Annotated in this window: 10 protein-coding genes; 7 read left to right on the forward strand and 3 right to left on the reverse strand. The window is 39.7% G+C overall.

What is annotated here, in order from left to right:
• Window positions 1-30 precede the first annotated feature (30 nt).
• Window positions 31-1,386 (forward strand): branched-chain amino acid transport system II carrier protein, encoded by a 1,356-nt coding sequence (gene brnQ, locus ACP8HG_RS02090; protein ID WP_438298125.1) that lies wholly within the window; start codon window positions 31-33, stop codon window positions 1,384-1,386.
• A gap of 410 nt (window positions 1,387-1,796) precedes the next feature.
• Here brnQ and ACP8HG_RS02095 read toward each other — a convergent pair whose 3' ends face one another.
• From ACP8HG_RS02095 to ACP8HG_RS02105, 3 genes are all read right to left on the reverse strand, one after another.
• The gene (locus ACP8HG_RS02095; protein ID WP_421102621.1) at window positions 1,797-2,459 is read right to left on the reverse strand and encodes a GntR family transcriptional regulator; all 663 of its coding nucleotides are present in this window, start codon (window positions 2,457-2,459) and stop codon (window positions 1,797-1,799) included.
• A gap of 78 nt (window positions 2,460-2,537) precedes the next feature.
• Window positions 2,538-3,125 (reverse strand): VanZ family protein, encoded by a 588-nt coding sequence (locus ACP8HG_RS02100; protein WP_438298126.1) that lies wholly within the window; start codon window positions 3,123-3,125, stop codon window positions 2,538-2,540.
• 15 nt (window positions 3,126-3,140) lie between these two features.
• The gene (locus tag ACP8HG_RS02105) at window positions 3,141-3,659 is read right to left on the reverse strand and encodes a GNAT family N-acetyltransferase (protein WP_340765339.1); all 519 of its coding nucleotides are present in this window, start codon (window positions 3,657-3,659) and stop codon (window positions 3,141-3,143) included.
• 126 nt (window positions 3,660-3,785) lie between these two features.
• Between ACP8HG_RS02105 and ACP8HG_RS02110 the strand changes: the two genes are divergently transcribed.
• From ACP8HG_RS02110 to ltrA, 6 genes are all read left to right on the forward strand, one after another.
• Window positions 3,786-4,382 carry a 3D domain-containing protein gene (locus tag ACP8HG_RS02110; RefSeq protein WP_340765336.1) on the forward strand — a complete coding sequence of 199 codons (597 nt, stop codon included), beginning with the start codon at window positions 3,786-3,788 and terminating at the stop codon, window positions 4,380-4,382.
• Between the two features lie 179 nt (window positions 4,383-4,561).
• Complete coding sequence (locus ACP8HG_RS02115) at window positions 4,562-5,143, forward strand: 3D domain-containing protein (RefSeq protein ID WP_340765334.1); 582 nt, start codon at window positions 4,562-4,564, stop codon at window positions 5,141-5,143.
• Window positions 5,144-5,678: 535 nt separating this feature from the next.
• Window positions 5,679-7,343 (forward strand): ATP-binding protein, encoded by a 1,665-nt coding sequence (locus ACP8HG_RS02120; RefSeq protein ID WP_438298127.1) that lies wholly within the window; start codon window positions 5,679-5,681, stop codon window positions 7,341-7,343.
• Entirely contained in the window at window positions 7,336-8,043 is a 708-nt protein-coding gene (locus tag ACP8HG_RS02125; protein ID WP_421102627.1) for a response regulator, read from the forward strand. The genes ACP8HG_RS02120 and ACP8HG_RS02125 overlap by 8 nt, the downstream gene beginning before the upstream one ends.
• Before the next feature lie 219 nt (window positions 8,044-8,262).
• Window positions 8,263-9,600, forward strand: coding sequence for a CitMHS family transporter (locus ACP8HG_RS02130; RefSeq protein ID WP_421102629.1), 1,338 nt, complete (start codon window positions 8,263-8,265; stop codon window positions 9,598-9,600).
• A 689-nt stretch (window positions 9,601-10,289) separates the two neighbouring features.
• Complete coding sequence (gene ltrA, locus ACP8HG_RS02135; RefSeq protein WP_438298128.1) at window positions 10,290-11,615, forward strand: group II intron reverse transcriptase/maturase; 1,326 nt, start codon at window positions 10,290-10,292, stop codon at window positions 11,613-11,615.
• The last annotated feature ends 274 nt before the right edge of the window (window positions 11,616-11,889 follow it).

Raw genomic sequence — 11,889 nt, forward strand, 5'->3', positions numbered from 1 at the left:
TGTTGTTTACATCAAGGGGGAACTGAAGTTATGCAAAAGAAGTTATCATTTTCATCGTATCTTGCCATTGGCTTGATGCTATTCGCACTATTTTTTGGAGCAGGAAATCTTATTTTCCCAGCACAACTTGGGCAATATGCTGGAACGAACATGTGGCTAGCTGTTCTTGGGTTTTTAATTACTGGAGTAGGGCTTCCATTTCTTGGTATCTTAGCAATGGGCTTCTCGGGGAGCCAAAATTTACAGCAACTTGCAAGCCGGATTCATCCAGTTTATGCAGTTGTCTTCACATCACTTTTATACTTAACAATTGGTCCATTATTCGCCGCACCACGTACAGGTGCAGTCGCATTTGATATTGGAATCTCTCCGTTTATTAGTGCGGAATATATGCAGATTGCTACAATTATCTTTACTTTATTGTTCTTTGGTCTTACATTGTGGTTATCATTAAATCCCGCGAAAATCGTTGACCGTGTAGGTAAAATCCTTTCACCAGCACTCATCGTACTTTTGTTCGCTTTGTTGGTTATGGTTATTGTAAAACCAATGGGTGTAATTCAGTCACCGCAAGGCGATTATACAAGTGGAGCGTTAATAAAAGGTGTTATGGAAGGCTATAACACAATGGATGCACTCGCCTCACTGGTCTTCGGTATTATCGTCATTAACGCAATCCGCTCGATGGGTGTGACGAATAAACGTGAAATTCTAATGGCGACAGCAAAAGCAGGTGCGATTGCGACTACATTCCTTGCGATTATCTATGTAGGAATTGCTTACTTAGGGGCGACGAGCACAGAGTTATTTGGACTCTTTGATACGGGCGGACCTGTATTAAGCGGTGCATCATCTCATTATTTGGGGACATTTGGATTGGTTATGCTCGCTGTAGTAATCCTACTCGCATGTTTAACTACGAGTATCGGACTGATTACTGCATGTGGTGAATATTTCAATACAATTATGCCGAAAATTAGCTACAAAGTTTTCGTTATTTTCTTCTCAACATTCTGTTTCGTTATCGCGAATTTTGGATTGGCGAATATCATTACGTATTCGATTCCGGTATTGATGTTCTTGTATCCGTTGTCAGTCGTTTTAATGATTCTGACATTCCTGTCACCGCTATTCAACCATGCCCGTGTAGTGTATGTATCAGCAACAGTCGTTGCATTTATGATTAGTATTATTGATGGATTTAAAACACTTTGTAAATCACTTGAGATAGCGTATTTTGATTGGTTAGCCCCAATTATATCCTTTTATGATCGTGTACTTCCTTTCTATGAGGAAGGGCTTGGTTGGCTTTTACCGGTACTCGTTGTCATACTAATAACCGGAATAGCCGCACGCATTCGGAAAAAACCTACAGTAGAATTATAATAAAAAGCCGGTTCCTCACTGAGGAATCGGCTTTTTATTATAATTTGACGCGTCTGTTGATTAACTATTTATTGGCATAAAATACTGGCGAGTAGGGCTTGGAAAAATCCCTTTTCACTGGATCATTTCCGGTTCGCTTTCGGCGAACTATTCATGACATATTTACCGAGGGCAAGTGTGGCTAGAAATGACATTGTCATTTCTAGCCACACTTTTCGGGAGGAATTGCAGTTCATTCCATCCTAGGTAATTCTGTTACGAATAGTTGCCTGTCGCATTCCTACACATCAAGACCTCTCGGTAATCGTATAGAGGTCCTTCAATCCAAAGCAATTCAAACATAACTGTACACAAAGCGTCTAGTGTTTGATCAAGTTATTTACTGTTTTTTGGGTTAATCAATACATGTGTTAATTTGATTTGAGAGAATGAAATTCTTCAATCGCACGTAGCCAGTTTCCAGTCATAATTGAGGAAACAGCTATAGGATCCCGTTCTTTCATTGAATTGATAATTTTATCATGCTCATCAATCGATTTTTCAGTTAAGATAATAGAGTTATGGAAGAATAATCTTCTGACATGTGCTTGAAGTGAAGCGACCATAGTTATGATGTATGGATTGTCCGCTGCGTCAACGATAATCTGATGAAACTCTTCGTCGATTTTTAAAGCAGAAAAGTAATCTTCAGTATAGACTGCATGGGCAAATATTCTATTCGTACTTTCAAGTAAGGCGATCGTCTCTTCTGTCAGATTCGGGATTGCAAGTTCGGCGGATAAGGCTTGTAATGCTGCAAGGGGTGGAAGGAGGTCTGTGATAGATTCTTTGTCCACTTCCGTTACTTGCGTCGCCTTCCCAGGATACATTCTCACAAACCCTTGCACTTCAAGCAATTGCAACGATTCACGAATAGGTGTCCTGCTAACCCCGAGCGCCCCGGCAAGTTCTGTATCGTTTAACTTTTCACCTGGATGTAATGTGCCATCTATAATCCATTGCTGGAGTTGGTTAAATGCATTTTCCTTTGCGGAAATTCGAAGTGGCTTCGTATGATCTGTCGGTACCGGCATTTTGAATCACCATCCTGTATTTGTCATTATTGCTCTAGTATACAATAAAGTAAGGTCAGTTGGAAGATATGCAATATATTACGAGTGAATTTTTCTGTTTTTAAAAAGATGGTTTGTCTTCGGAAAGCGTTTTTTCATAACAATGTACACGAAGTAACCAATCATACTACCTAGTGTGTTTAACCATAAATCATCAATATCGCTACTTCTGGCTTGGGACAACTGCGTTATTTCGATAAAAAGAGATATGCTTAACCCAATCAAACAAACTTTCCAAAATCGATTGAATTTGCTCCATAATAAAGGAATCATAAAACTAATGGGCATGAAAATGCATATATTACCTAAAAAATTTATAATAAATGGCTGCCAGAAATTCAATTCCGTAATGGCATAATAATTATCTTGAAAAACCCTGAAAGGAATAAGATTTACATTCGAAAATGAGCGTGTAACGACCGGTCCTGTATAAAGAAACGTCAGGATTGTTTGTGAAAATAACGCCGTCATGAATAATAAAAAGATGACAACACCAATTTCATGGTAGACATGAAGTTTCACGTATCCGCGTATTTTATTGTAAATGATGCGGGTGATGAGGATGATTGGCAAAGCGATGAATAGATAAGGAATCATTTCTACGATATACCCTAAGATTGTAGTCATTAAATCCACCTTATTTTATGTAATGTCGCGCTTATATTTCAGAGAGATATCTTGATCCTCTTTAGAAGTTCCATATGCAAGTTCTTCATGCTGGAAGATGAATCCGCGAGCCTCATAGAAAGGAATGCCATAATGGTTTCCTTTGGCGACTGAAACCCATTGTTCATTTGCGCCATACGTATATTTCTGTATTTTAGTAAAGAAGTCGAGAAGTCGTGTGCCAATACCCATTCCTCGCATTAAAGGGTCTAAATAAAAGACATATACTTCTCCCGTAGTTTTACTAGTCATTCCGCCGCCAATAGCACCGACGATTTTTCCATTTGACTCAGCAATGAAATAACCGTGCCATTGTTCATTAATAGAGACGATTTCTTGCTCAATACGTTGCACGCTGTAATATTGGTCAATTAGTTTAGTAATATAATCCTTGGAATAAAGCTTGTCGTAGGTAAACCATTGACTCGTTATAAGTATGTCAGTTATGGCCGCGGCATCGTTCCTTGCCGCTCTACGAATAGTAATCGTCTTCATTGCAGACACCTCTTTGCATGTAATAATACACATACTGTTTGTAATGGTAAAGACAGCTTTCTGTAATGTTCCTGTAATAGTCGATTGCTATTATAAGTATAGACTAAATAGCAGGGAGTAGAGTAATTGAGAAAATTATTAATGACCCTCATTCTTACGATTGCATTATTGGTCAGCGGAGCAGATGTAAGCTGGGCAGCATCGCCAAATTACACAGTTAAAAAAGGTGATTCGTTATTCACGATATCTAAGATGCATAACGTATCCATTTCCAAATTAAAATCGTGGAACAACTTGAAGTCAAATATAATTCAGCCAAACATGAAGTTGAAAGTCGCTTCTGGGGCAAAAGTAGTTAAAAAAGTGGCAGCACCGAAAAAAGTGGTTAAATCAGTTGCGAAAACACCATCTCGATCCGATTCTGATAATGTTGTCAAAGAATTCACTGTTTCGGCCAGTGCATTTACGGCCAATTGCAATGGATGTTCAGGAGTAACAAAAACAGGTATTAATCTGAAAAGTAACCCGGATGTCAAAGTCATTGCTGTTGACCCAAGTGTCATTAAACTCGGAACTAAGGTATATGTGGAAGGCTACGGATATGCAATCGCCGGTGATACGGGAAGCGCAATCAAAGGAAACAAGATTGATGTATTTTTCCCGACAAAAGAGGCAGCGTATAAATGGGGTCGTAAAAACGTGACGATAAAAATACTGAATTAAATGATAAAGCGCCAACTTTCCGATTGGAGGGTTGGCGCTTTTTATGCGTCGATTTACAGTCAAAGTATGCTCTTAATCTTGCTTGCTCTTTGTAATGAAAAAGACAACTCATTGTAATGTTATTGTCATACAACTTGGGCAAGCTGTCTCCTGAGAATAAAATACAAGGAGACGAGTAAATGAAAAACATACTTTTGACATTAATCCTGACGATTGTCTTATTAATTAGCGGAGCAAATGAGGGTTTCGCCTCATCTGCAACGTATAAAGTCAAAAAAGGCGATACATTATACAAAATCTCTCAAATGCATAATACAACAGTAGCGAAATTGAAGTCGTGGAATAATTTGAAATCGGATCTCATTTTCCCGAATCAAAAACTTAGTATCGGTTCAAACGCTAAGAAATCTAAAAAAGCAACTGATAAGCCCGCATCAAAAGCTGTATCACGGTCAACGTCTACGAATGCCGGCAAAGAATTTACCGTCTCGGCAACTGCATATACAGCTTATTGTAATGGTTGTTCCGGTATCACAAAAACGGGCATAAATTTAAGAGAAAACTCAGATCTAAAAGTGATCGCCGTCGATCCGAATGTTATCAAACTTGGAACGAAAGTACACGTAGAAGGCTACGGATACGCGATTGCAGGTGATACTGGAGGCGCGATTAAAGGAAATAAAATTGATGTTTTTATACCTACGAAGAGTGAGGCCTATAAGTGGGGGCGAAAAAATGTCAAAATAACAATAGTCGAATAATCCCTATCAAAGCTTGCCTGATCGATTAGGCAAGCTTTTTTTATTGTCTAGGAAATCATGAAATCTCGTACTGTGGATAAGTTGTAACGTAGAGATTTTACGTCTAGACTCCAGCGCCTAGCCCCTCGAGTCACTTCTGGCCTGTAGGTAAAGGCAAAGAGCGCTTGTCGGGGCTGCACAAGCGCTTACGCTTTTGTTCTTGAAAGGATAAGTTTTTAGATTTGAAACAGTGTCTAGACTTCAGACGTTAACCGCTCTAGTCATAAGTAATCTAGCTATGTGTCAAAGAACGCCACGGCGTGCTTGCAAGGATTCAGGTATGCAGTCGTTGCGACACGATGTCGCGAACTTTGACTGCCTTCCCTTTGTCCGACTTATACCTGTCGCGTCTTAAAGGGAGCCTTTCGCTTTTCTTATTGAAGTAAAGGAGTATGAAACATAAAATGTATAATACATATCAGTACATTGCTATTCATAGCCCTGTCTGCTATATTTCGTATTCACCTATTAATCGAACTTTAAGGAGTTTCAAGCAATGATTTATTTCCAAAAAAGTGACATAAAAAATCCCCATATCAAACCAAATGTAACAGTTAATTTGAAATTGAAAATGATTCTTCTCATTGGTATATTAATCATTGCAATCGTCTTGGTAATCGGGGCCTTTATGAATTATTTTATATCTGATATGTTAGAAACACAGATGGGAGATCGGGCGCTTGGTGTTGCTGAAAGTATTGCACATATTCCCGAACTTGCAAATGCATTTGAGGATGATGATCCTGGTGCAATAATCGGCCCGATTATTGCACCCATTCAAGAGATGACTGGTGCTGAGTTTATCGTCATCGGAAATACGGAAGAAATAAGGTATGCGCATCCTATAGCTGATAAAGTCGGGGAAAAAATGGTGGGTGAAGACAATGAGAGGGCATTAGTGCGCGGCGAATCGTACATCTCGAAAGCAATCGGCTCATTAGGTAGCTCATTAAGGGCGAAAGTACCCATTTACCTAGATGAGAACATTGTTGGTGTCGTATCTGTCGGTTTTTTAGCTGATGATATTCAAACTATAATCCACAACTATAATAGTCAGTTATGGATTGTCTTGTTGCTCATTGCAGGAGTTGCAGTTATCGGTGCAATCATCATTGCATCGTATATTAAAAAAGTATTATATGGATTAGAACCAGAGGAAATAACCCATTTGCTGTTCCAAAAAGAAACGATTCTTCAGTCGACGCATGAAGGGATTATTGCATTAAATCAAAATGGAATGATCACGATGATAAATTCTGCTGCACAACATTTATTATTCGATAAACAGATTGCATCAGATTATTACGTTGGTAAAAAAATACAAGAAGTATCTCCAATTGAACATTTATCCGAGTTTTTGAATGACGTAAACGGGCTATCTGATAAGGAAATAGTGATAGGTAATAACATTGTTTTCATAAACACTGTTCCAATCTATTTTGAACAGCTGTTTATCGGGACGGTATCCACTTTTAGGAACAAGACTGAAATTGAGTCGTTAACGAAGGAGCTGACTCGGGTTAAACAATACGCAAATGCGTTAAGGGCCCAAACCCATGAATTCTCAAACAAGCTACATATGATACTAGGCTTACTACAACTGGGAAAGAAAAAGGAAGTTATTGATTATATTCAAAAAGAAAGTAACTTACAAAAAAACTGGATTCGTATATTGATAAGGAAAGTAGCAGATCCGCTAATAAGTGGAATTTTATTAGGGAAATTAAATCAGGCGAATGAATCAGGCGTAGATTTGGTAATTCACCAGGATAGTATATTGGAAAATCAATTATCTGAGAAGAAAAGTGAGGTGTTATTGACAACAATAGGGAACCTAATTGATAACGCAATGGACGCAGTGAAAAAGAATCCTTCCTCAAACCGAAAGATATCGATTTTTTTCACTGATATAGGTGATGATATCATTTTTGAAATAGAGGATTCAGGAGAAGGAATTACTGAAGAGCTAGCTCAAAAGATATTTGAACAAGGATTTACTTCAAAAGAAGGCGCGAATCGTGGTTTCGGGCTTGCTATGACGAAACAGCTAATAGCCGAAGTGAATGGAGCACTCTATTTAGAAGAAGGAGAGCTGGGTGGAGCTTGCTTTGTTGTTTCCATACCGAAAAATCCACGTGAAGGGACAGAAAGCAATGCGTGAAACAATTCAAGTATTAATAGTAGAAGACGACTTTAGAATTGCTGAAATAAATCGTCAATTCGTCAATCAGGTAGACGGGTTTACTGTCCTGGAAGTAGTTAAAACTGGGGAAGAAGCATTGATTTTATTACGGAACAAAGCGAAGTTGCCACAACTAATTTTATTAGACGTCTATATACCTGATACGGAAGGATTGGGTCTGTTTTGGCAATTACGAAAAGAGTTCACTGAAATTGACGTCATTATGGTGACTGCTGCTAAGGAGGTAACGACCATTGCTGAAACGTTACGTGGCGGGATTTTTGATTACATCGTGAAACCTGCAGATTTCATCCGTTTTGAACAGACGTTGAAACGTTTCAGTAATCAGCACGTCCTTTTGAATTCAAGGGAAGAGCTTGAACAAGATGAAATCGATTGGTTGACAGGTTTGCAAACATCCCAAAAGATTGAAACTGTTGCGATAGGAAAGTTACCGAAAGGAATTGACCAAATTACATTAGATAAAATAAAAGATGTTATACAGGCAACCGATAATTCGGGCGTTACGGCAATGGACGCTGGCAAAAGAGTGGGAGTAAGCCGATCAACCGCGAGACGATATTTGGAATATTTAGTGTCGATTAAAGAAGCAGAAGCGCAACTAAAATATGGAGACATCGGGCGGCCTGAACGAAAATACATACCGTGGACAAAATGAACAAAACACACAGAAAGATCAATAGTGTTTTTACTTAATTAAACTTATTTTTCTAACCTCTTTATGATAAGTTTCTGAGTATAGAAAACTTTGAAAAAGAGAGGGATCACTTTGTCTGTCGAAACAAATTTTCAATCGTTGTGAAAATTGTTGTATCCGCTTACACTATGTGACCTTCCTTTTCATTAGTAAACAGCCGTTTACTAGAAGGAGGAAATTATGCTTAGTATTATTGGTTTATTTACAATACTCATTGTTGTTGTGCTACTTATAAGTGGCAAAGTCTCTCCAATTGTAGGGCTAGTACTTGTTCCGATAGTGGGGGCGTTCAGTGCAGGATTCAACTTCGAACAAATTGGTGAGTTTTTCACAAGTGGAACGCAATCTGTCTTCAGTGTTGCTGTCATGTTCATTTTTGCGATACTGTTTTTCGGAATCATGCAGGATGTAGGGGTATTCGACCCTCTCATTGATAAGATGATATCACTTACTCGTGGAAATGTTATTGCAGTGGCTGTTGGTACTGTCATCATTGCTGCAATCGCTCATTTGGACGGTTCAGGAGCCTCGACGTTCCTAATTACAATCCCCGCTTTGCTCCCGTTATATAAAAAGTTAAAGATGAGTCCCTATTTGTTGCTCATGTTGGTAGGAACAAGTGCAAGTGTAATGAATATGGTTCCTTGGGCTGGCCCGTTAGGAAGAACCGCGGCAGTGCTTGATATGGATGTCACTGAACTGTGGAGACCACTCATTAAGATTCAAATAATCGGCCTAGTATTATTAGTTGTTTTGGCAGTTTTACTTGGACTTCGTGAAAAACGTCGCATCGCGAAAAACATATTAGCGGATGAAAAATCCATGTCCGTAGATGACTCACTTGAATTGCCGGTAAATCCTAATCAGGGTCAAGATACGGTCGCGGAAAAGTTATTGAGCCGACCAAGGTTTTATTGGGTAAACGTCATATTAGCAATCAGTGTAATCGGTGTTTTGGTCTGGGGCGTAATTCCAGCTGGATTCGCATTTATGATTGGGGTCAGTATTGCTTTACCTATTAACTATCCTAATATACAGGACCAGATGTCGCGCATAAAAGATCATGCACCAGGTGCGATTCTTATGGCAACGATCATTTTGGCCGCAGGTTCGTTTTTAGGTATTCTAAATGGGACGGATATGTTGAATTCGATTGCAAAAGATCTTGTGACTGTTTTGCCAGCATTCATCATTCCATATTTGCACATCATCATAGGAGTGCTCGGTGTTCCATTCGATTTACTGCTAAGTACGGATGCCTATTATTTCGCATTGCTTCCGATTGTCGATCAGGTTGTAACTGGTTTTGGAGTATCTTCACTCTCTGTCGCTTATGCTATGATTATCGGAAATATCATTGGAACGTTTGTCAGTCCTTTATCTCCGGCTCTATGGCTTGCACTAGGATTGGCAGGGCTTGAAATGGGCCGTCATATCCGTTATTCATTTATGATGATGTGGGGTTTCAGTGTTGTTCTATTGGCAATCGCTATTGTGATCGGTGTTATTAAAATCTAAGTTTAAAATTGAAAAACAATTTTCCTTCGGGGAAGTTGTTTTTTGTGCGCTTGGCAGCGCTTTTCTCTAATGGGTGTAAGTCCCTAACATGCCGTAGTGGCGGAAATGTATAGCTGACTGGTAGTGCGGGTATCGCGAGATTCCGTGCGGAGGACCAGAAGGCGAAACTCGGAACAGATGGCATTAACCATGTTGGCTGGTAGGATAGGATAACCTTGCAAAAGATGGGGAAGTCCAAAACCACACTATATTCTATTAGTTACGAGGACTGGATTCGGGGGAAAGAGAATTGACGTGACCCAAGGAGATCTCATCATCTCCACCTTAGGTGGTAAGGGTCTTTCAAAGCCGCAATGGACAAGAAGGATTTTACGGAAGGTGAGAAGTCAGAGCAGGGGATAGTAGTGAATAAACTTACCGGAAAAGCCATAAAGGTAAGTGACTTGTCATCTGATTGACAAGACAAGCATTGACTCAAAAGGCAGTGACTTGATGCGAAGCCGGTCTGTCCATGCAAGAAAAGCAAGTGCATTTGAGGTTCTCCATGTACTAAACAGAAGCCGACGAGGCAGATAGCCGAAGAATCGGGACCGAATAGAAAGTAGGTTGTTTAGGGGCGGAGTACTATTTCAGATACTGGTCAGTGCAAACTAGTCAACCAGTCGAAGGATTAGGAAGGTAACGGATACATGAAAGAACTAACAGAAAAGCAAGGCTTACGTGTAGGAGGAATATCCACAAAGAAACGAAAGTGGTACAGCCTTATTGATAAGATTTGGTCATACCCAAACCTGGAACAAGCCTTTTATGATGTGAAGAAAAACAGAGGAGCGCACGGTGTAGACACTATCACGATTAAGGAATATGAACTTGAACTGGAACACAACTTAAGAGTGCTCCAACAATCATTGCGTGATAAATCGTATCGTGCGAAACCGGTAAGAAGAGTCTACATTCCAAAAGCAGATGGAACGCAACGTCCACTGGGGATTCCTACTGTCGGTGACCGTGTCTTACAGGCAGCGGTCAAGCGGAAGGTAGAACCAATCTTTGAAGAGAAATTCCTTCCATGCAGTTTCGGATTCCGACCAGACCGCAGTGCACATATGGCGATAGATGCAATCCGTAAGGATTTGATGGCGGGATACACGTTCGTTATTGATGCAGATATCAAGACCTATTTCGACTCCATTCCTCACGAGAAGTTAATTGAATTAGTTCGTGAAGAAGTAGTAGATAGTAGTGTGATAGCTTTACTTGTACAATTTCTAGAATCGGGAATAGTAGAGGATGGAATTGTTAAGGAAAGCACTAGCGGTAGCCCGCAAGGGGGTGTCATCAGTCCGTTGTTAGCTAACATCTATTTACATCCACTGGATGTAATGATGACAGCGCGTGGGCATAGAATTACACGCTATGCGGATGACTTTGTCATCTGTTGTAAATCCCAAAAGGGTGCTGAAAGAGTTTTGAAATCAGTGAAGAAATTACTCGAAGAGGATTTAGGGCTGGTCGTTCATCCGACGAAAACCAAAATCGTAGATAACATATCTGAGTCTTTCACTTTTCTTGGATACACTTTCAAAAAGGGATATTTCCATACACCCTCGAATAAAGCGGTTCAGAAATTCAAACAGAAAATTAAGGACATTACGAAAAGAAATTTAACAGTGAACATGGAAGATTTTATTAAGCGTCGTCTCAACTCTGTGATTAGGGGTTGGGGGAGGTATTTTGGGATTGGATTCTGTAAGACATTGTTTAGAAACTTAGATTCATGGATTAGGCGAAGATTGCGGATGATTCAGCTACGAAGCTGGCGGAAAATAAATAAACTCCATAAGGAGCTTAGAAGAAATGGTTGGAAAGGAGAGCTCCCCCGTCTTAGAATGACCAAATGGAGAAGTTCTCTTTCCCCGCCAGTTCATTTCGCCATTTCCAACGAAAGGTTCAGGGAACAACGATTAATTTTCTTAGTAGATATTTATCAAGACTTGCATCCCCAAAGGGGATAAACATGGAGGAGCCGTATGCGATGACCCGCACGTACGGATCTGTGAGAGGCGCATGAATTTATTCATGCGCCTACTCTATTGTTGTTTGAATAGTTTTCGAAACTGACTGGGTGACTGTGATTCAGTCAATTCGGATGATACAATAAAGAAAAAGATGAGTGGGAGTAGAAGTCTCGGAAATAGATTTCGATATATTTGTGCTCATAAAAAATTTGGAGAAAATCGAGCTGTGCTTTCTGAACGAGTCATTAATCGTCGACTGTAACAATGAGGG

Source organism: Sporosarcina sp. FA15, assembly GCF_051550195.1.
In the GTDB taxonomy this organism is placed as follows: domain Bacteria; phylum Bacillota; class Bacilli; order Bacillales_A; family Planococcaceae; genus Sporosarcina; species Sporosarcina psychrophila.